This window comes from Streptomyces sp. CoH27 (genome assembly GCF_020181035.1).
Taxonomy (GTDB): Bacteria; Actinomycetota; Actinomycetes; order Streptomycetales; family Streptomycetaceae; genus Streptomyces; species Streptomyces camelliae.
The window spans coordinates 398734-417570 of the sequence record NZ_JAIQYY010000001.1 but is presented as its reverse complement, the minus strand read 5'-3'; the positions used below and the strand labels follow the sequence as shown (position 1 = coordinate 417570).

Annotated in this window: 19 protein-coding genes and 1 pseudogene; 11 read left to right on the top strand and 9 right to left on the bottom strand. The window is 73.9% G+C overall.

Features of this window, described 5'->3' with window-relative positions; genetic code table 11:
* The first annotated feature begins 12 nt into the window (after positions 1 to 12).
* The gene (locus LE548_RS01985; RefSeq protein WP_225094809.1) at positions 13 to 765 is read left to right on the top strand and encodes a class I SAM-dependent methyltransferase; all 753 of its coding nucleotides are present in this window, start codon (positions 13 to 15) and stop codon (positions 763 to 765) included.
* Between the two features lie 30 nt (positions 766 to 795).
* Here the strand turns inward: LE548_RS01985 and LE548_RS01980 are convergent, their stop codons facing one another.
* Positions 796 to 1962 (bottom strand): CdaR family transcriptional regulator, encoded by a 1167-nt coding sequence (locus tag LE548_RS01980; protein ID WP_225094808.1) that lies wholly within the window; start codon positions 1960 to 1962, stop codon positions 796 to 798.
* A gap of 159 nt (positions 1963 to 2121) precedes the next feature.
* Here LE548_RS01980 and LE548_RS01975 point away from each other — a divergent pair, with 159 nt between their 5' ends.
* Entirely contained in the window at positions 2122 to 3615 is a 1494-nt protein-coding gene (locus LE548_RS01975; RefSeq protein ID WP_225094807.1) for a long-chain fatty acid--CoA ligase, read from the top strand.
* A 79-nt stretch (positions 3616 to 3694) separates the two neighbouring features.
* Entirely contained in the window at positions 3695 to 4153 is a 459-nt protein-coding gene (locus tag LE548_RS01970) for a DNA-binding protein (RefSeq protein ID WP_225094806.1), read from the top strand.
* A gap of 84 nt (positions 4154 to 4237) precedes the next feature.
* Here the strand turns inward: LE548_RS01970 and LE548_RS01965 are convergent, their stop codons facing one another.
* Positions 4238 to 5608, bottom strand: coding sequence for a hypothetical protein (locus LE548_RS01965; protein WP_225094805.1), 1371 nt, complete (start codon positions 5606 to 5608; stop codon positions 4238 to 4240).
* Positions 5609 to 5721: 113 nt separating this feature from the next.
* Between LE548_RS01965 and LE548_RS01960 the strand changes: the two genes are divergently transcribed.
* Together LE548_RS01960 and LE548_RS01955 are read left to right on the top strand one after the other, a co-directional pair.
* A complete protein-coding gene (locus LE548_RS01960; protein WP_225094804.1) occupies positions 5722 to 6954 on the top strand; it encodes a molybdopterin-dependent oxidoreductase in 1233 nt (410 codons plus the stop codon).
* Positions 6954 to 7421 carry a hypothetical protein gene (locus tag LE548_RS01955; RefSeq protein ID WP_225094803.1) on the top strand — a complete coding sequence of 156 codons (468 nt, stop codon included), beginning with the start codon at positions 6954 to 6956 and terminating at the stop codon, positions 7419 to 7421. Before LE548_RS01960 ends, LE548_RS01955 begins: the two co-directional genes overlap by 1 nt.
* A 204-nt stretch (positions 7422 to 7625) precedes the next feature.
* On the opposite strand, the pseudogene LE548_RS01950 reads toward LE548_RS01955, so the two are convergent.
* The 3 genes and pseudogenes from LE548_RS01950 to LE548_RS01940 form a co-directional block, all read right to left on the bottom strand.
* Positions 7626 to 7874 (bottom strand): annotated as a pseudogene (locus LE548_RS01950) (SAM-dependent methyltransferase); the annotation flags it as partial.
* Between the two features lie 151 nt (positions 7875 to 8025).
* Positions 8026 to 8643, bottom strand: coding sequence for a DUF2064 domain-containing protein (locus tag LE548_RS01945; protein ID WP_225094802.1), 618 nt, complete (start codon positions 8641 to 8643; stop codon positions 8026 to 8028).
* Positions 8640 to 9332 (bottom strand): glycosyltransferase family 2 protein, encoded by a 693-nt coding sequence (locus tag LE548_RS01940; protein WP_225094801.1) that lies wholly within the window; start codon positions 9330 to 9332, stop codon positions 8640 to 8642. Before LE548_RS01940 ends, LE548_RS01945 begins: the two co-directional genes overlap by 4 nt.
* A gap of 112 nt (positions 9333 to 9444) precedes the next feature.
* Between LE548_RS01940 and LE548_RS01935 the strand changes: the two genes are divergently transcribed.
* Genes LE548_RS01935 through LE548_RS01925 form a run of 3 tightly spaced genes read left to right on the top strand, consistent with a single transcriptional unit; the run spans position 9445 to position 11508 of the window.
* Complete coding sequence (locus tag LE548_RS01935) at positions 9445 to 10179, top strand: response regulator transcription factor (protein WP_225094800.1); 735 nt, start codon at positions 9445 to 9447, stop codon at positions 10177 to 10179.
* A 2-nt stretch (positions 10180 to 10181) separates the two neighbouring features.
* On the top strand, positions 10182 to 11294 hold the full coding sequence (locus tag LE548_RS01930; protein ID WP_225094799.1) for a sensor histidine kinase KdpD: 1113 nt from the start codon (positions 10182 to 10184) through the stop codon (positions 11292 to 11294).
* A 40-nt stretch (positions 11295 to 11334) separates the two neighbouring features.
* Positions 11335 to 11508: a hypothetical protein gene (locus LE548_RS01925; RefSeq protein WP_225094798.1), complete on the top strand. Its 174-nt coding sequence runs from the start codon at positions 11335 to 11337 to the stop codon at positions 11506 to 11508.
* A 125-nt stretch (positions 11509 to 11633) separates the two neighbouring features.
* On the opposite strand, the gene LE548_RS01920 is transcribed toward LE548_RS01925, so the two are convergent.
* A complete protein-coding gene (locus LE548_RS01920; RefSeq protein WP_225094797.1) occupies positions 11634 to 12635 on the bottom strand; it encodes an NAD(P)-dependent oxidoreductase in 1002 nt (333 codons plus the stop codon).
* A 90-nt stretch (positions 12636 to 12725) separates the two neighbouring features.
* Positions 12726 to 14561, bottom strand: a complete 1836-nt coding sequence (locus LE548_RS01915; protein ID WP_225094796.1) for a hypothetical protein — start codon at positions 14559 to 14561, stop codon at positions 12726 to 12728.
* A gap of 221 nt (positions 14562 to 14782) precedes the next feature.
* Here LE548_RS01915 and LE548_RS01910 point away from each other — a divergent pair, with 221 nt between their 5' ends.
* Positions 14783 to 15655, top strand: coding sequence for an SGNH/GDSL hydrolase family protein (locus LE548_RS01910; RefSeq protein ID WP_225094795.1), 873 nt, complete (start codon positions 14783 to 14785; stop codon positions 15653 to 15655).
* Positions 15656 to 15667: 12 nt separating this feature from the next.
* On the opposite strand, the gene LE548_RS01905 is transcribed toward LE548_RS01910, so the two are convergent.
* The gene (locus tag LE548_RS01905) at positions 15668 to 16504 is read right to left on the bottom strand and encodes an SDR family NAD(P)-dependent oxidoreductase (protein WP_374116002.1); all 837 of its coding nucleotides are present in this window, start codon (positions 16502 to 16504) and stop codon (positions 15668 to 15670) included.
* Positions 16505 to 16558: 54 nt separating this feature from the next.
* Here LE548_RS01905 and LE548_RS01900 point away from each other — a divergent pair, with 54 nt between their 5' ends.
* Entirely contained in the window at positions 16559 to 17410 is an 852-nt protein-coding gene (locus LE548_RS01900) for a helix-turn-helix transcriptional regulator (protein WP_225094793.1), read from the top strand.
* A 22-nt stretch (positions 17411 to 17432) separates the two neighbouring features.
* Here the strand turns inward: LE548_RS01900 and LE548_RS01895 are convergent, their stop codons facing one another.
* A complete protein-coding gene (locus tag LE548_RS01895; protein WP_225094792.1) occupies positions 17433 to 18506 on the bottom strand; it encodes a zinc ribbon domain-containing protein in 1074 nt (357 codons plus the stop codon).
* Positions 18507 to 18552: 46 nt separating this feature from the next.
* Here LE548_RS01895 and LE548_RS01890 point away from each other — a divergent pair, with 46 nt between their 5' ends.
* A complete protein-coding gene (locus LE548_RS01890) occupies positions 18553 to 18792 on the top strand; it encodes a hypothetical protein (protein WP_225094791.1) in 240 nt (79 codons plus the stop codon).
* Positions 18793 to 18837: the final 45 nt, after the last annotated feature.

The following is an 18837-nucleotide window of genomic DNA, read 5'->3' as shown; positions in this document are numbered from 1 at the left end:
AGAGTTGGTGCCATGGAGCAGAAGGACATCTGGGACGCCGCCACCGCCCGGCGCTACGACACACCAGGTACCGGGATGTTCGCACCGGAGGTCTTGGAGCCCACGGTGGCGCGGCTCGCCGAGCTGGCGGGCGGCGGAGCGGCGCTGGAGTTCGCGATCGGGACCGGACGCGTCGCCGTCCCGCTCGCCGAGCGCGGAGTCCCCGTCACCGGCATCGAGTTGTCCGAGCCGATGGTGGAGCGACTGCGGACCAAGGCCGACGCGGCGGCCATCCCCGTGGTCATCGGCGACATGGCGACGACCGCCGCCCCGGGGACGTACCGCCTCGTCTACCTCGTCTACAACACGATCTCCAATCTGCTCACCCAGGCCGAGCAGGTCGAGTGCTTCCGCAACGCCGCCCGCCATCTCGGCCCCGGCGGCCGCTTCGTGATCGAGCTGTGGGTGCCCGAGCTGCGCACCCTCCCGCCGGGCAAGACAGCCACCGTCTGGCGCGCCGACGCCGGCTACATCGGCCTCGACACCTACGACGTCCTCGACCAGCGCGTCGTGTCGCACCACGTCCGCTTCGACGACACCGAGCGCGCCGAGCTGTACCGCAGCCCGCATCGCTACATCTGGCCGGCCGAACTCGACCTCATGGCCCAACTGGCCGGATTCGAGCTGGAGTCCCGGCACGCCGACTGGGAGGGCGGCGCGTTCACCGCCGAGTCGCGTTCACATGTGTCGGTGTACCGGCTTCCGGCGCCCGGACAGCACTCCTGACCGACCTCCCAGTGCCCCGTTGACGCCCGCTCAGGACGGCAGCAGCCGCAGGGAGTACAGTGCGGCGCCCAGGTCGGCCAGCGTGGACGGGTCCGAGAGGGAGCGGCCCGTCAGCTCCTCGATGCGGCGAAGCCGGTAGCGGACGGTGTTGGGATGGACGAAGAGACAGTCCGCCGCGTCGGCTGCCACGCCGCCCGCGGTGAACCAGTGGCCCAGCGTCCGCAGCAGCCGCCCCCGTTCCGCCTGCGGCAGGGCGAGCACCGGACCCAGGGCGACCTCGACCAGCCGGCTCGCCTCCGCCGGGGCCGCGGCGACCAGCATGGCCAGCGGACTGTCGTCGAAGCGCGTGACCCCCGGCCCGTCGCCGGGCGGTCCGGCCAGGGCCAGCCGCGCGAAGCGCAGCGCCTGCGGGGTGTCCCGCAGCGAGTCGAAGCGCGGGCTGACCCCGACCCGGGCACGATGCCGGCGCAGCGCCCGCAGACTCACCGACTCCGAATCCCGGTGCGCGAGCGAGACCAGCCCGATCTGCTGGTCCGGCAGCAGCCGCCAGACCGACGACACCCCGGACCGGAGCAGCGCCGCCTCGATGCCGGGCAGTGGTTCCTGACCGGGATCCGGCACGGCGGCGGCCACGACCGCGTACGGGCCGCGCTCCGGCAGACCGAGCTGCCGGGCCGCCTCCCACGGCGTCGTACGGTCCGCGAGCGCGCCTGTGAACAGCGCCTCGGCCAGCGCCGACCGGCGTGCCTCGCGCTGCAGCGCCAGCTCCGCGCTGGCCTCCCGGTACGCGGCCGCCACCGCCTCCGCGTACCGGCCGAACAGGGCCCACACCTCCGAGGAACCGGCCACCAGGTCGGCGTCCGTGACGTCCGGATGCCGACGGGCCTCGTCGACCACCTCCGACCAGAACAGCCCGAAACCGACCCGGTAGGCGTGGAGCGTGTCCGCCAGCGGCACCCCCTGCTCCGCGCGCAGGCGCCCGGTCTGCACCGCGGCGCCCACATCGGGCTCGCTTCCGTAGGCGAACCGGCCGAGGAGCAGATCGGCGTTGTCCTCGCAGGACTCCTTGAGCGACGCGAAGGGGATCAGCGCGTCGTCCGCGTACGACTCGACCTCCGCCCGGATGCGCTCGGCCATGCGCACGCCCAGCTCCGGGAGGCGGCCACGCAATGCCGCGCCCACATTCCGCAGACCCATACGTGCAGCTTACGAGGGGTTGATTGTTCCTAGGGACAAATGCGGGGGTCGTGGACTGTGGGCGCCGCCATGGACGACCGTGAGCGCGCGGGCGACCATGCCGTGAGCGTCGGCGGCGGGACCCGTGGCGCGCCGGGAGCAGGGGTGCGAGGAGGCATCATGGCCAATCTGGCGGACTTTCTGGTGGACACGGCGCGGCGCCTGCCCGACCGTCCGGCGCTGCGCCTGGGGCCGGTGACCACCACCTACGCCGAACTGGACCGGCTCAGCGCCCAGGCCGCCGCCCTGCTGCGCACCGAGGGCCTGTGCACCGGCGACCGGGTCGCGCTGATGCTCCCGAACGTGCCCGAGTTCGTCGTCCTGTACTACGCCGTCCTGCGCGCCGGCGGCATCGTCGTACCGATGAACCCGCTGCTGAAGGAGCGCGAGACCGCCTACCACCTGCGGGACTCCGGTGCCGTGCTGCTCTTCGAGTGGCACCAGGCGCCCGGCGAGGGCGGCGCGGGCGCGGCCGCCGCAGGGGTGCGGCACCTGGCGGTCGAGCCCGCCGCGTTCGCCGCCGAACTGGCGCGTCTGGAGCCGCGGTACGAGGTGGCGCCCGCCGCCGGCGACGACATCGCCGTACTGCTCTACACCTCCGGCACCACCGGCCGCCCCAAGGGCGCCGCGCTCACCCACGCCGGGCTGCGCCACAACACCGAGGTCAATGTCACCGAGGTCCAGCGGCTGACCGGCGAGGACGTGATCGTCGGCTGTCTGCCGCTGTTCCACATCTTCGGACAGACCTGCACGATGAACGTCGCCGTCCGCAGCGGCGCTGCGCTCACCCTGGTCCCGCGCTTCGAGCCGGCCGCGGTGCTCGACGCCATCGCCCGCGACCGGGCCACCGTCTTCGAGGGCGTCCCCACCATGTACGCGGCACTGCTCCAGCACCCCGGCGCGGCCGAGGCCGATGTGTCCAGCCTGCGCATGTGCATCTCGGGCGGCGCCTCCCTGCCCGTGGAGGTCCTGCACGGGTTCGAGCGGCGCTTCGGCTGCATGGTGCTGGAGGGCTTCGGCATGTCCGAGACCAGCCCGGTCGTTTCCTTCAACCACCCCGACCGGCCGCGCAAGCCGGGTTCCGTCGGTACGCCGATCCGTGACGTCGAGGTCCGGCTGCTGGACGAGACCGGCCGGGACGTCGCGCCGGGCGAGACCGGCGAACTGGCCGTGCGCGGGCCGAACGTGATGAAGGAGTACTGGAACCGCCCCGAGGAGACGGCCGCCACCATTCCCGACGGCTGGCTGCGCACCGGCGACCTGGCCCGCCGGGACGAGGACGGCTACCTCTACATCGTGGACCGGAAGAAGGACCTGATCATCCGCGGCGGCTACAACGTCTACCCGCGCGAGATCGAGGAGGTCCTGCACGAGCACCCGGCCGTCGCCCTTGCCGCCGTCCTCGGCGTGCCCGACGAGCGGCTGGGCGAGGAGGTGGCGGCCGCGGTGGTGCTGCGCCCCGGCGCCCGGGCGGACACCGAGGAGTTGCAGCGGTTCGTCCGCGACCGGGTGGCCGCCTACAAGTACCCGCGCCGGGTCTGGCTGACCGACGCGCTGCCCATGGGCCCGAGCGGCAAGATCCTCAAGCGGGAGATCACCGCACCGGCCTCCTGAGGGTGTGACACCCAGGTGTGAACAGATCGTTCACAATAACAAGTTGACGCCATGTCATGCTGAACTCGATGCTTGCCTCATGACATCGACCACCGACCCCACCGACCCCTTCCTTCCGCCGCGGCCGGAAGAGGCGCGCGCCCGAAGGGTCCACGCCTCCCTCTTCCGCATCGCCGAGCGGCACGCGGCGACAGACGGGCAACGGCGCCGCCAGACGCACCCGTCGGTCCTCGCACCGCACGAGGCCGTCCGCCTGGTGACCTTCCTGATGAGCGGCGCCGCTCTGCTCGACGACGGGGAACCGGAGGTGGACCACGCGGACATCACGGCCGCGCTGAGCCTCGTCCCGCTGGTCCGGGCCGAACTGGACGAACTGGAGGCCGGTCTCATGAAGATGGCCCGCGGCCGGGGCATGACCTGGCCCGAGGTCGCCTTCGGACTCGGCCTCGGCACCCCGCAGGCCGCGCGGCAGCGGTACGAACGCCTGGCCGACCGGACCGGCGAGGGCGAGAACGTGGACGCGGATACCGATTGCTAATCAGGACGTCAAGCAGCCAGGGTGACGGGCGGTATGGGTTGGTAGCACCGTCCGTCACGCAGGAGCAGGCCAGTTGACATCACGTCACCAGCCCGTGAAAAGAAGGTGATTGATGAGCAGGGCGAGCACGGCCTGGGCGGTGAGCCAGGCGCGGGGGCGGGGGAGCAGGGCGCAGGCCGGGAGCAGCCACAGGGCGAACGGCAGCCAGATGCGTTCCGTCTCCGCCTTGCTCATGCCGGACAGGTCGGCGATCAGCAGCGCGAGCAGGGCGGCCGTCACCAGGACCGCGAGCCGGACGGACGCGGGAGCGGGCCGCGCGGTCCGGGAGCCACGGCGGCGCAGCAGCACGGCGGTCGTACGGCGCAGGCCCGCCACCGTGGCCGGGCCGGTGATGATCGCTGTACAGGCGAGGTTGGCCCACACCCAGTAGCCGTACGGGCGGGTGCCGCCCACGCCCTGGTGGTAACGCGTGACGAGCAGGTGGTAGCCCTCCCACCAGTTGAACCCGGCGAGCGCGAACATCACCGGGACCACGGCCAGTCCGGCCAGCAGCGGCAGCACCAGCAGAGGGCGCGCCCGCGGCCCGGACCGGCCGAGCACCAGCACCGCCGCACCGATCAGTGCGAAGAGCGTGAGGCCGTAGGACAGATACCAGGTCAGGCCGAACAGCAGGCCCGAGGCCGCCGCGCACCCCAGGGAGCGGCGCGTCACGGCGAGGGCGAGCAGGGCCACGGACCAGGCGGCGACGGCGGCGAACCAGCCGTCCGCGGAGACGCCCTGCCACACCGCGGCCGGGGCCGACACCAGGAACGGCGCGGCCCGGCGCGCGAGCGTCTCGTCGGCGAGGGCCCGGATCGCGATCAGCACGGCGGCACACCCCGTCGCGCCCGCGACGATGACCCACACCCCGGCCCAGCCGCCGCCGCGCAGCCCGATCCGGTCCAGCAGGACGAAGGTGAGCGTGGCGGCCGGCGGGTGCCCGGCGATGTGCGCGGGCCAGGGGTGAGGGGTGCCGTCGACGATGTGGTGGGTGAAGTCGCGCAGGGTGGCCGGGATGTCGTGGAAGCGGCCGATGACCCGCAGGTACTCGTTGGTCGTGGTGAGCCTGCCCGCGATGCCGCGCTGCCAGCCGTCGATCGACGCGAGGGAGAAGATCCAGGCCACGGCGCTCGCCCAGACCGCCGCGAGCAGCGCCCGCCAGGACAGCCGGGCGGCGAGCGCGGGGCCGTACGCCACGACGGCCGCGGCCACCGCCAGGGCCGCCGGAGTGCCGGGGCCGAGGTGCGGGTCCCAGTCGGCGAACAGCGGCGGCCAGTGCACGTACAGGGTGTGCCGGGTGTCCTGGATGTGCCGGCCGACCAGGACGGCCGCCGTCACGAGCAGAGCGGCGGCGAGGACGGCGTACAGATCGCGGCGTGCGGCGCGGGACAGGTCGAGGTGGCGGAAGCGGATCACACCGGAACGCTAGGCCGGGGGAGCGGTGAGCGGCCGCTGTCCCGGCCGGACGTCAGCGTTTCGTCATGGGTCGCGCACCCTTTTCCGGGGGTTTCCCGGCCTACGGTCGGGACATGCGCGACCATCCCCGGCTCCCCACCTCCCCAGGCTTCTGGCGCAGCCCGCTGCGCGGCCCCTGGTTCACCGCCGTGCTCGGCCTCGTCCTGCTCGTCGGCGTCACCGTGCTGTTCGTGACCGGCCTGGTGTCGTACGCCGCTTACAACCCGGACCTGTCCCGGGTGAACGACATGACACCGGACAAGGGCGTCCTGGGCTTCTACCTCTTCGCCTGGCCCACCGGCCCGGTGTGGCTGTACCGCTTCACCCAGGGCCTGCACGTCACGCTCGGCATCACCCTGGTCCCGGTGCTGCTGGCCAAGCTGTGGTCGGTGGTGCCGAGGCTGTTCGCGCTGCCGCCGGCCCGCTCCCTCGCCCACGCGCTGGAGCGGATCTCGCTGCTGTTGCTGGTCGGCGGCGGCCTGTTCGAGTTCACCACCGGGGTGCTCAACGTCCAGCTGGACTACGTCTTCCCCGGCTCCTTCTACCCACTGCACTTCTACGGTGCCTGGGTCTTCTTCGCCGCCTTCGTGGCCCACGCCGTGCTGAAGACCCCGACCGCGGTACGAGCCGTACGGCACCGGCTGAGGGAGAGGAGCGACCTGGTCCCGCCGCATCCCGACGCGCCCACGGTGTCCCGGCGGGGCGCGCTCGGACTGGTCGGCGGCGGCTCTCTGCTGCTGCTCCTGACCACGGTCGGACAGAGTCTCGGCGGGCCCTTCCGGCGTACGGCCCTGCTCGCGCCGCACGGCACGGCCGACCCCGGTGGCGGCCCGAACGGCTTCCAGATCAACAAGACCGCCGCCTACGCCGGGATCACTGCGGCCGACACCCATGAGGACAACTGGCGCCTCGTCGTCACCGGCCGCACCGGCACCGTCCGGCTCAGCCGCTCCCAGCTGCTCCGACTGCCGCAGCACAGCTCGTCGTTGCCCATCGCGTGCGTCGAGGGATGGTCGACCGCCGACCAGTGGTGGCGCGGGGTGCGGCTGCGCGACCTCGCGGCGCTCGTCGGGTACGACGGTGATCCGCCGGACGTGCTCGTGGAGTCCCTGCAACGCCACGGCGCCTTCCGCCGCGCGGCCCTGCGCGCCAACCAGGTGGCCGACGGGCGCTCGCTGCTCGCCCTGTTCGTCAATGGCGAGGAACTGTCCCCCGACCACGGCCGGCCGGCGCGGATCATCGTGCCCGCGGCACCCGGTGTGCTCAACACCAAGTGGGTGGCCCGGCTGACCTTCGGAGACCTGTGATGCCGCGCCGCGTACGCCTCGGCAGCCCCTTCCAACTGCTGCTGCTCGCCTGCTCGTTCGCGCTCGCCTCCTACGCCGGGGTCCGGCTGTTCGCCGGTGACTGGTTCGGAGTGGCGCTGTGGATCGCCGGCGCCGCCCTGCTGCACGACCTCGTGCTGGTGCCGCTGTACGGGCTGGCGGACCGGCTGGTCGTCCGCGGCCTCGGGGCGGTCGGCCGGCGCGGCCGGACGTCGTACGTACGCGTCCCGGCCGCGCTGTCCCTGCTGCTCCTGCTCGTGTGGTTCCCGCTGATCAGCGGGATGACGGCCCAGAGCTACCGGCTCGCCACCGGACTCTCCCCGGACGGCTTCCTCGCCCGCTGGCTGCTGATCACGGCCGTACTCTTCGGCGGCTCGGCACTGCTGCTGGCGGCGCGGGCGTTCCGGGTGCGCAGGGCGGCGAAGCAGCGACCGTCCGCCGACCGCTGAGCGACGGACGGCCACCCGGTCCTGCGCGCGTACCGCAGCAGGGCCGGGGTGCCGAGGCGCGCCCAGGGCAAGGGCACCGGTGGCCCGGGAGGTGCCGACGGTGTCGACCACCTGGACCCGGGCGCGTTCGTCGGCGTGTCCCGGCGCGGTCTCGGCGATCAGCAGGCCGCCCGGGCGGAGCAGCGCGGCCACCCGCTCCAGCAGCACGGACGGCTCCCCGTCGATGCCGATGTTGCCGTCCACGAGCAGCACGGTGTCCCAGCGGCCCTCGCCGGGCAACGGCTCGAAGACCGAGCGCCGCAGCGCCTGCCAGCCGAGGCCGACCGTGTGGTCGACGGCGGCCTCGCCGACGCCGATGCCGGGCACGGCACGGCCCCGGGCGGCGAGCTCCGCCACCAGTCGGCCCGGACCGCAGCCGACGTCCAGGACGGCGCCCTCGCACCGGTCCGGCACGGCCGTGTTCACGGCGTCCGCGCGGGCGCACCAGCCCTCCACCTCCAGCGGCAGCAGCCGCCCGTCGGTGCGGCGCAGGAACAGCGGGCCCCGGCCCGTGCGCAGCGCGGCAGCGTAAGGTCGGCGGCCGCCCAGGCGACGGAGCCACCCCTCATCGCGGGGTGACCGATGTGCAGTCGGCCAGCCGTGCCGCGAACCGGCCGCGGGGGGCCAGGGCGGCGACGGCGTGGGCGTCGGCGGCGGTGTCGATGTCACGGAGCCGGGGCAGCTCGCGCACCCGCAGTCCCGCGGCCAGCAGGCGCTCCCGCTGCACGGCCCCGGTCACCGGTGTCGACATGGGCACGCCCCGCAGCAGCGCGGGATCGGGCGTCGCAAGTCCGAGGGCCCAGAAGCCGCCGTCCTCCGCCGGGCCGAGACAGGCGTCGCAGTCGGTGAGGTCCACGGTGAGCAGGTCCGGCGTGACCTGCGGGGTGTCCATGCCGATGAGCAGCGCCGGGCCGTGGCAGTGCGCGAAGGCGTCCGCCAGCCGCTCGTCCAGCCCGCCCGCGCACTGCGGCAGCACCTCGAAGCCGGGCGGCAGCCAGTCGCCCGGCGTGCCGTCCAGGACGAGGACCCGCCGGGTCGCCGGGGTGGCCGCCACCGTGTGCAGGGTGTCGGCGAGAGCGGCCTCGGCCAGGAGAGCGGCCTGCCGCGGGGTGAACGGCGGGGTCAGCCGGGTCTTGACCCGCCCCGGGACCGGTTCCTTGGCGATGACGAGGAGCGTGGTCACCGTACGAACCTCCCCTCGGCCGGGGCTTCGGCCAGCACGCGGCTCATGTCCCGCACCGCCTGCCAGGTGCCCCGCCAGGTGCCGGTGACCTTGGAGGCCCCGGTGCGCGGCCGGTACGGCACGTCGCGCTCGGTGATGCGCCAGCCGGCGTCGGCCGCGCGGACGACCATCTGGAGCGGGTAGCCGCTGCGCCGGTCGGTGAGATCCAGCGCGAGCAGTGCCTCGCGGCGGGCGGCGCGCAGCGGGCCCAGGTCGTGCAGGCGCAGCCCGGTGCGGCGGCGCAGCATCCGGGCCAGGGCGAGATTGCCCGCCCGGGCGTGCGCCGGCCAGGCGCCCCGCCCCTGCGGCCGGCGCCGGCCGAGCACCAGGTCGGCCGCGCCCTCGCGGACCTGCCGCACGAAGGGTTCGAGCAGCGCGGGATCGAGGGAGGCGTCGCAGTCGCAGAAGCACACGATGTCGCCGGTGGCCGCGGTCAGTCCGGCGTGGCAGGCGGCGCCGAAGCCGCGCAGCGGCTCGTGCACCACCGTCGCGCCGAGCGCGCGGGCGATGTCGGGGGAGCCGTCGGTGGAACCGTTGTCGACGACGAGGGCGCGCCAGCCGGCCGGGATCCGGCCGAGCACCCAGGGCAGGGCCTCGGCCTCGTCCAGACAGGGCAGCACCACGTCGACGTCCGTGGAAGTGGTCGTCACGGTCTCACCCTACGAACGTCACTAGGGCATTTCGGACTCCAGGACCTTACGAAACGCGGACGCCGGACCGGGCGCCCCGGTGGTGCCGACCTGGCGGTGCGACGCTGGAGGCATGCACGCACCGTACGAGCCCCACGGGACCGAAGCCGCCGAGCCGACGGCCCGGATCCTGGTCGTGGACGACGATCCGACCGTCGCCGAGGTCGTCACCGGATATCTGCACCGCGCCGGCTTCACGGTCGACCGCGCCGACGACGGCCCCATGGCCCTGGCCCGCGCCGCCGCGCACCGGCCCGACCTGGTGGTGCTCGACCTGATGCTGCCCGGCATGGACGGCCTGGAGGTCTGCCGGCGGATGCGGGACGACGGCCCCGTGCCGGTCGTCATGCTGACCGCACGCGGCGACGAGGACGACCGCATCCTGGGCCTGGAGGTCGGCGCCGACGACTACGTCACCAAGCCCTTCAGCCCCCGTGAACTGGTCCTGCGCGTGGAGTCGGTCCTGCGCCGCAGCCGCCCCGCCGGCGGCACGGGGCACCGGCTGGCCGCGGCCGGCCTCACCGTCGACCCGGCCGCCCGCAGGGCCACCAAGAACGGCACAGAACTGGCCCTCACCCTGCGGGAGTTCGATCTGCTGGCCTTCCTGCTGCGGCACCCGGGCCGGGCCTACAGCCGCGAGGACCTGATGCGTGAGGTCTGGGGCTGGGACTTCGGCGACCTGTCGACCGTCACGGTCCACGTCCGCCGCCTGCGCGGCAAGGTGGAGGACGACCCGGCCCGCCCCCGGCTGATCCAGACGGTCTGGGGAGTGGGCTACCGCTTCGAGCCGGCCGAGGGGGCGTCCTGACCATGCGCGACACTCTCCTCATCGCCCTGTACGCCTTCGCCGGTGCCGCCGCCGCGGGGGCCACGGGAGCGGTAGTGCTGCGTCTGATCCGGCGGCGCTCGCTCACCGCCTCCCTCGCCGTGGTCGCGGCCGTCGGTGTCGTCGCCATGCTCGCCGGCACGCTGGCGGTGGCCTGGGCGATGTTCCTGTCCCCGCACGACCTGACCGTGGTCACCACCGTCGTGGCGATGGCGGCGGTGGTCTCGTTCGCCACCGCGCTGCTCCTCGGCCGCTGGGTCGTCGCCCGCAGCCGCGAACTCGCCGACGCCGCCCGCTCGTTCGGCGACGCGGGCGCCTTCGCGGCCCCGCACGGCCCGACCACCGCCGAACTGGACGCGCTCAGCCGCGAGTTGGCCACGACGAGCGCGCGCCTGGCCGAATCCCGCGAGCGGGAGCGGGCGCTGGAGAAGTCACGGCGCGAACTGGTCGCCTGGATCTCTCACGACCTGCGCACCCCCCTGGCCGGCCTGCGCGCCATGTCGGAGGCGCTGGAGGACGGCGTGGCGGCGGACCCGGACCGCTACCTCAAACAGATCCGCACCGAGGTCGAACGCCTCAACGACATGGTCGGCGACCTCTTCGAACTCTCCCGCATCCACGCGGGCACCCTCCCCCTGAGCCCCAGCCGCATCTCCCTGTACGACCTCGTCGGCGACGCGCTGGCCGGGGCCGACCCGCTCGCCCGGGAACACGGTGTACGGCTGGTGGGCGACCGCGTCGAACCCGTCCCCGTGGAGGTCGACGCCAAGGAGATGACCCGCGTCCTCGGCAACCTCCTGGTCAACGCCATCCGCCGCACCCCGCCCGACGGCACGGTCGCGATCGCCGCCGAACGCACCCCCGACGGGGTGGTCCTCTCCGTCACCGACGGCTGCGGAGGCATCCCCGAGGAAGACCTCCCCCGCGTCTTCGACACCGGCTGGCGCGGCACCGACGCCCGCACACCCCCGGCGGGGGCGGGCCTGGGCCTGGCCATCGTCCGAGGCATCGTCGAGGCCCACCAGGGCCGGGCGAGCGTCCGCAACATTCCCGGGGGATGCCGTTTCGAGGTGACTCTGCCTTTTCCGACGGCGTGAGTCGCGGGAATCGTCAGCCACCGTCAGCTTCGTCGACGGGATGTCCACCTGGGGTGCCGTCGTGCTGATCCTGCTCGGCCCAGGCGTGCACACCCTCGCTGAACTTCTGTGCGCGGCCAGCTCGTTCGAGCTGCGCCGCATCCTCGCCCTGCCCACGCGCAGGGCGAGGATGCGGGCGTCTGCCGCTTCGGCGGCACGCTCGGCCGGCCGCTGATGGGCGGCGTCTTCCTGAGCGTGGGGTGTGGGGCGCCGGCGCCGGTCCGGTGGGCGCGGCAGCCCGGCCGGCACCAGGTGGCCGCCGTCGCCTGACCTCCCAAGGGGCACACCGCAGGCCCGTGTTCACCCCTCGCGCAGTTCCGCCCGCGCGAACTCGCGCATGCCTTGCGCAAACCCGACCTGCGGCTTCCACCCCAGTTCGGCGCGCAGACGGGAGGAGTCCGCGGTGATGTGCCGTACGTCGCCCAGCCGGTACTCCCCGGTGATCACAGGCCGGGGACCGCCGCAGGCGTCGGCCAGGGCCCGGGCCATCTCGCCGACGGTACGAGGTTCGCCGCTGCCGGTGTTGTACACCGTGAGGACACCCGGGGCGGCCTCCGCCTCCAGAGCCGCCGCGTTGGCCTCCGCCACGTCCCGTACATGGACGAAGTCCCGCCGCTGCCGTCCGTCCTCGAACACCCGCGGGGCCTCGCCCCGGGCGAGTGCCGAGCGGAAGAAGGAGGCGACCCCGGCGTACGGGGTGTCGCGCGGCATCCGGGGGCCGTACACATTGTGGTAGCGCAGGGACACCGCCGATCCGCCCGTGCTGCGGGCCCACGCGGCGGCCAGGTGTTCCTGGGCCAGCTTGGTCGCCGCGTACACGTTCCGCGGATCGGCCGGGGCGTCCTCGCCGACCAGCCCCGGGCTCAGCTCCGCCCCGCAGCGCGGGCAGGCGGGCTCGAACCGGCCCGCGTCGAGGTCGGCCACCGTCCTGGGACCGGGGCGTACGACACCGTGTCGCGGACACGTGTAACGGCCCTCCCCGTACACCACCATGGACCCGGCCAGCACCAGGCGCCGTACCCCCGCCTCCGCCATGGCCGCGACCAGGACGGCCGTACCCAGGTCGTTGCGCGAGACGTACTCCGCCGCGTCGGCGACACCGTTGCCGAGCCCGACCATCGCCGCCTGGTGACAGACGGCGTCCACGCCCGCCAGGGCCCGAGCGACCGCCGCCGGGTTGCGCACGTCCGCGCCGGGATCCCCCCGGACGTCGTACACCAGCGGCTCGTGCCCGCCGGCCCGCAGCGCCTCGACGACATGGGACCCGATGAACCCGGCACCGCCGGTGACCAGTACACGCATACGGTCACGCTAGCCCTGGACCGCGCCATGACCGGGTGGCGTGGCCGGCACGTCATGACTCCGTAAGAGGTGGCCTCGCCGTGCCGGCCGTCAGGCCCTCTTGCGAAGCGCCTGCCGTCGCTGGTCCCACTTCCGCCGGCGCTCCTCCTTCGCCTCGGCCCGCTTGAGCTGCTGGTACGTGCCGGCCAGGACGGCGAAGGAACGCGGCAGCAGCTCGGGATCGGTGACCCGTGCCAGGCCGTACACAGCGCTGTTGGTGAAGGTGGTGCGGATCTCGGGCTCCAGCTTCCGCAGGCCCTCGGCGATCCAGGGGTCGACCCGCTCGGGATGCGCGAGCGTCAGGGCGGCGCGCAGGGCGCCGTAGCCGTGCCCCGGCGGGGCTGCCGCGACGAACCGCCGCAGGTTCTCTCCCGCCTCGGGGAAGTCCTCGCAGGCCCGGCACAGCAGGGCCGCCGCATGCTCGGCCCGGCGCATGTTCAGCCCCGACTGGAGGCGGTCGAACAGCTCCGGCTCGGCGCGCAGCCGCGTGGTGAGGAACCAGTTGGTGAACCGCTCCGGCCCGATCCAGGGCTCCGCCATGCGTTCGGCCGTCCGCGTTCCGCCGTGCAGCGCGAGGGCCCAGTGCACCCATGCGTACGTCTCGGTCCGGGCCCGGTCCCGGTCCAGCCCCTCGAATCCGGGGAGCCGTTCGACGAGGTGCGTGGCGGCGACGTACTCCCGATGGCTGTTCAACAGCATGGCCAGCATGACGCGTTCGGGCAGCTCGGGGTGGTCGGACAAGCCGGGCAGCGCGGCGACCCCGGGGGCGGTGAAGGACGCGGCGGCGCGCCGCCAGCGGTCCCGTTCCCGCTCGAAGAGGACGGCGGCGATGTCCTCGAAGGCGCGGGGAGCGGGTCCGCCGGTCAGTGCGGTGACCAGGGCCTGGGCGTGCAGGTCCAGAAGGGTCTGGCCGTCAGGCGCGGGGGCCGTGCCGCGCGGGGCATCGGCGGGGGCGTCCCCGAGTACGGCGGTGAAGGCGGCGAGGGCCTGCGCGTGGCGCTCGGCCCGGGCGGCGCGGTCGAGCACGGGCGGCGCGAGATCGAGCACGGGAGCCTCGTCGATGAGGTACCGGGTGTCGCGGCTGCGATGGTCCTGGCCCAGTTCCTCGGAGACCACCGCGCGGAACCGCTCCGCGTGCCGTACGACGAACAGCAATCGCATCGGCGGCCCGTCCTGGGGGCGCCTGCGAAACGCGTTGAGCAGCGGGACCACGTCCGCGCGCACCCGGGAGTGCATATGGCTGTCGAGGTCGGAGCAGATGTCGGCGTCGTCCACGACGACCAGCGCGGGCCTGCCACGGTCGCGCAGTGCCGGAAACACCGTGTGCGTGTGCGCGGACAGCAGCCGTCCGGCGGTCCAGTCCTCGCCGAGCGCCCGCGCGAGCTCCAGCGCCAGCCGGGACTTGTCGGCCCCGCCGTCACCGGCGAGCAGCAGCACCGGGTGCGGGTCCGCCTCGCCGTCGCACCAGGCCCGCAGCCGGGCCAGCTCGTCCTCGCGGTCGCGGAAGGGCACGGGGCTGTGCAGCGGCGACAGCAGCCGGAAGACACTGGGGTCGTCATCCGGGTGCACGCTCGTACGGCCGGGGTTCTCCAGCATCGTCCGGTACGAGAGGAAGCGCTCGATCCGCCGGACGTATCTCCCGATCCCCTCATCGACCATGAGTCCCGCGAGTCCTACGGCGATCAGCCCGCCGATCTGCCACCAGGATCCGTGCCACACCCGGGGCCGGCTCTCCCGCACGAAGAACCCGGCGACACCGGCGAGGACGCACGCCAGACCGCCCCACGTGGCCACTCCCGCCGCGATCCGCAGCCCCTTGCCCGCCCCCGGGTCGTCCCAGCCACCCCGTCCCGTACCCCGGCGCCCCACTCCACTCGCTCCACCCACGGCACCCCTCCCGTCCCTCGCCCAAGTCCCCATGATCCCTGGGCAACTCGCACGTCGTCAGCGTCTTAAGAATCTCCGTCGACAACGTTGACTCCAGGGTGCGCCACCCTCACATTACTTATCGGTAGAACCCCGAAGTAACTCCCCTGCTCCGGCACTCCCCTTGCTCCGAGCCGCCGCTTTCTCGCGCACCCCCACCCCGAGAAGAGGGAGCACCTGCCATGCCCAAGCCTGCCCTGCGCCGTGTCATCGCCGCGACCTCCGCACTCGCCGGGGCGCTGGCCCTCGGCCTCACCGCCGCGCCCGCCCAGGCCGCGACCCCCCTGAACTACGCCGCCCTCGGCGACAGTTACAGCGCCGCGTCCGGCGTCCTTCCCGTCGACCTCGGCAACCTGCTGTGCCTGCGCTCCACGGCCAACTACCCCCACGTCATCGCCGCCCGCACCGGCGCCCGGCTGACGGATGTCACCTGCGGGGCCGCCCAGACCAAGGACTTCACCGCGTCCCAGTACCCCGGGGTCGCCCCGCAGGCGGACGCCGTCACCGCGGACACCGACCTGGTGACCCTGACCATCGGCGGCAACGACAACGGCACCTTCATCAACGCCATCCTGGACTGCGGCACCGCGGGGATCCTCAGCGGCGGCAAGGGCAGCCCCTGCAAGGACACGTACGGCACGTCCTTCGAAGACGCGATCGACACGAACACCTACCCCGCGCTGAAGAGCGCGCTGAGCGCCGTACGGGCCAAGGCGCCCGACGCCCGGGTGGCGGTGCTCGGATACCCGTGGATCACGCCCGCCACGGCCGACCCGTCCTGCTTCGCCCAGCTGCCGGTCGCCGAAGGCGACGTGCCGTACCTGCACGCCCTGCAGGCCCACCTCAACGCCGTCGTCGAGCGCGCCGCCGAGGAGACCGGGGCCACGTACGTGGACTTCTCCCAGGTTTCCGCGGGGCATGACGCCTGCCAACCGCTCGGCACCCGGTGGATCGAGCCGCTCCTCTTCGGGACGAACATCGTCCCCGTGCACCCCAACGCGCTCGGCGAGCAGCGCATGGCCGAGCACACGATGAGCGTGCTCGGCCTCGGCTGACCTCCGGGGACTTCAGGCCCGAGCGCCGCCGTCGACCCGCAGCACCGTGCCGGTCACGAAGGAGGCGCGGTCGCTCAGCAGCCAGGCGGCGGCCTCGGCGATCTCCCCGGGGTCGGCCGCGCGGCGCAGCGGGGTCAGGGCCGTGAGCCGGTCCTGGAGTCCGGGCGACTCCGCCTCCCAGGCCCGGATCATCTCGGTCAGCGTGTTGCCGGGCGCGATGGCGTTGACCCGGATCCCCTCGGGCCCGTACGTCACGGCGGCCGACTCCGTCAGGCTGTTCACCGCCCGCTTCATCGCGCCGTACGCCGGCAGTTCGGGGTTGCCCCGCAGGCTGCCGACGGACGAGTTGTTGACGATGGCTCCCGTCCCCGCAGTCGCCCGGATGGCGGCGACCTCCGCGGCCATGGCCAGCCACACGCCCTTGAGGTTCACCGTGTAGACATGGTCGAAGTCGGCCTCCGGCAGCTCGTCCAGCGGGCCGGGACGCTGGATCGTCGCACCGTTGTTGAAGGCGATGTCGAGGCGGCCGTGGAGGCCGACGGCACGGTCCACCGCGGCCCGTACGCTCTCCGGCTCGGCGAGATCGCACACCACGAAGTCCGCGGTGCCGCCCGCCGCCCGGATCTCCTCGGTCACCGCCTTCAGCTGGGCTTCCGTACGGGCCGCGAGCAGCACCCGGGCCCCTTCCCGGGCGAAGAGCCGGGCCGCGGCGGCGCCGATCCCGCGCCCGGCACCCGTCACGAAGGCGACCTTGCCCGCCAGCAGGCCGGGAGCGGCCGGGGTGGATGTCCCGACGGTCTGTGTGTTGTTCTCCATGGCAGCGAGCCTGCGCCCGTGAGCAGGGCTCATCCAGGCACCGTCGGTACCTGGATCGGCCACCCGGCGCCCGCGCACACTGGGGGTGTGGACAGAACGGAACTGGCGGCCTTCCTGCGCAGCCGGCGCGAGCGGATCGGCCCCGCCGACGTGGGCGTGCCCGCCGGGCCGCGCCGCCGCACGCCGGGCCTGCGCCGCGAGGAGGTGGCGCAGCTGGCGTACATCTCGACCGAGTACTACACCCGGCTGGAGCAGGCCCGCGCCCCGCGCCCGTCCCGCGAGGTGCTGACCGGGCTGGCCCAGGCCCTGCGGCTGACGGACGCCGAACGCGACCACCTCCACCTCCTGGCCGGCGCCCCGGTGGAGCCGCCGCCCGGACCCCCGCGCGAGGTGCGGCAGAGCATCCTCGATCTGGTGGACCGGCTGCCGGGGTCCGCCGCCTTCGTCACCTCCGCCACGCTGGAGGTGCTCGCCTGGAACGAGCTGGCGGCCGCCCTCATGGAGGACTTCTCGGCCCTGCCCCGCCGCGACCGCAACCTCGCCCGCCGGGCCTTCCTCGGGCCGCGCCCCGGGGGACGCCGGCTGTACGGCGTGTCCGACGCCGACGCGTTCGCCCGCCACGCGGCCCGGCGGCTGCGCACCGCCGCCGCCCGCTACCCCGACGATCCCGAGGTGACCGGGCTGATCCGTGAACTCCTCGACGGCAGCGAGGAGTTCGTCCGGCTGTGGGCCTCCCACGACGTGGCCGTGGCACCCACCCTGCGCAAGACCTTCCGGCACCCGCTGGTCGGGGCGGTCACCGTCAACTGCGACGCCCTCGACCTCGCCGACCGGGACCAGCAGGTCGTCATCTACACCGCCGTCCCCGGTTCGCGGTCCGAGGAGGCGCTCCGGCTGCTGTCGGTCATCGGCACCCAGTGCATGGACGCGCCCCGCTGACCCCGCTCTTGCCGCCCGGGTGTCAGCTCCGCTGGAAGAACTCCACCTCGGCGACGGCGACATGACGCCGAGCCGTGAGCCCGGTGACCGACCCCAGCACCAGCCGCACCTTCACCACGTCGTCGATCCCGGTCGTGACGGTCTGCGTTCCCGCCTTGTCGCCGAGGTCGATCTCCTTGCGGTGCACCGACCCGTCGGCCGACGTGACCTCCATGTCCATCCGGAGCGCCCGCGCCTCACGGTCGTACTCCTCGGGCTCCATCGACGCGCCGTTCGTGACGATGAGGTCGACCATCCGGAACGGCTTGCCGAAGGTGTACGTGATCGAGGCCCCTGCGCCGGGTGCGCCCCAGTAGCGGTTGTTGAGCCCGTCCGTGGTGTTCTTCGCCGGATGGCCGGGCACCTCGGCACTCGCGTGGACGGCCACCGGAGTGACGGCCTTGACGCCGCCGAGTTTGTCGCGGGTGTCCTCGAACAGGGCGCGCCCGGCGGGCAGCAGGAAGAACCCGCCCACGCACAGCGCCAGAATCACGGCCAGGGTGACCAGCACCCGGATCCACCGCCCGGACCCCGCCCGCACCCGGCGCCGCAGCGGCCAGATGGTCCGCCACCAGGGCAGCGGCGCCCGGTCCGCCGCCGGGGTGAGCAGGCTCGCACAGCGGCGGCAGAACCGGCGGCCGGGCGGATTGGGTGTGCCGCACACCGGGCACGGCACCCCGGACACCTCCTCCTCCGGCACGGCCGCCGCCCGCACGACAGGACGCGGTGCGACCGGCTTCGCGGGCTGCACGGGCCCGACGTCCTCGGACGGCGGCGGCGAGGGCGGCGTCGAGACGGAGGCGGCGGGGTGGACCGGAGGGGCAGGGGCGGCCGTGGGGACCGGCGGAGCCGGAGCGGGCGTCGGCGCGGTGGCGGTGTCGGGGATGCCGGGGGTGCCGGACGGGGCGGCGGCGCTGTCGGGGGTGCGGGATGTGGTGGGGCTCTGCTCGTCCGCACCGCGTTCCGCGCCACCCGCGCCGATCTCACGGTCCGAACTCCCGCCCTCTGCAGGGTCGTTGTCTCCCGTCGGCCCGTCCGTGACCGGTGCTGCCGGCACCGGGGCCACCGGAGTCAGGGCCTCCTGGGCTCGCTCCGGCTCGGGCGTGTCGTCCGAACTCCGCCGGGACCGCCCCGTCAGCCTGGTCCGCAGGGACGACGTACGGGGTGCGGGAGAGGGTGACGTGCGGGACGTCGCAGGACGGGAAGCGGCGGTTTCGTCGGCCGCCGGGGCGGGCGAGGCCGGCGGTTCCGGTGCGGCCGGCGGGGTGGACGAGGCCGGCGGTTCCGGTGCGGCCGGCGGGGCGGACGTGTCCCGAGAACCCTCCTCGGACCAGCCCAGGTAGGCCCCGCAGTTGCCGCAGAAGTCGTCAGCGGGGTCGTTGGACGCC

Excerpts from the sequence above, each read along its gene's own strand:
- LE548_RS01985 (WP_225094809.1), top strand. The coding sequence starts at position 13 with ATGGAGCAGAAGGACATCTGGGACGCCGCCACCGCCCGGCGCTACGAC.
- LE548_RS01980 (WP_225094808.1), bottom strand. The coding sequence starts at position 1,962 with ATGGGTCTGCGGAATGTGGGCGCGGCATTGCGTGGCCGCCTCCCGGAG.
- LE548_RS01975 (WP_225094807.1), top strand. The coding sequence starts at position 2,122 with ATGGCCAATCTGGCGGACTTTCTGGTGGACACGGCGCGGCGCCTGCCC.
- LE548_RS01970 (WP_225094806.1), top strand. The coding sequence starts at position 3,695 with ATGACATCGACCACCGACCCCACCGACCCCTTCCTTCCGCCGCGGCCG.
- LE548_RS01960 (WP_225094804.1), top strand. The coding sequence starts at position 5,722 with ATGCGCGACCATCCCCGGCTCCCCACCTCCCCAGGCTTCTGGCGCAGC.
- LE548_RS01955 (WP_225094803.1), top strand. The coding sequence starts at position 6,954 with ATGCCGCGCCGCGTACGCCTCGGCAGCCCCTTCCAACTGCTGCTGCTC.
- LE548_RS01935 (WP_225094800.1), top strand. The coding sequence starts at position 9,445 with ATGCACGCACCGTACGAGCCCCACGGGACCGAAGCCGCCGAGCCGACG.
- LE548_RS01930 (WP_225094799.1), top strand. The coding sequence starts at position 10,182 with ATGCGCGACACTCTCCTCATCGCCCTGTACGCCTTCGCCGGTGCCGCC.
- LE548_RS01925 (WP_225094798.1), top strand. The coding sequence starts at position 11,335 with ATGTCCACCTGGGGTGCCGTCGTGCTGATCCTGCTCGGCCCAGGCGTG.
- LE548_RS01920 (WP_225094797.1), bottom strand. The coding sequence starts at position 12,635 with ATGCGTGTACTGGTCACCGGCGGTGCCGGGTTCATCGGGTCCCATGTC.
- LE548_RS01910 (WP_225094795.1), top strand. The coding sequence starts at position 14,783 with ATGCCCAAGCCTGCCCTGCGCCGTGTCATCGCCGCGACCTCCGCACTC.
- LE548_RS01905 (WP_374116002.1), bottom strand. The coding sequence starts at position 16,504 with ATGAGCCCTGCTCACGGGCGCAGGCTCGCTGCCATGGAGAACAACACA.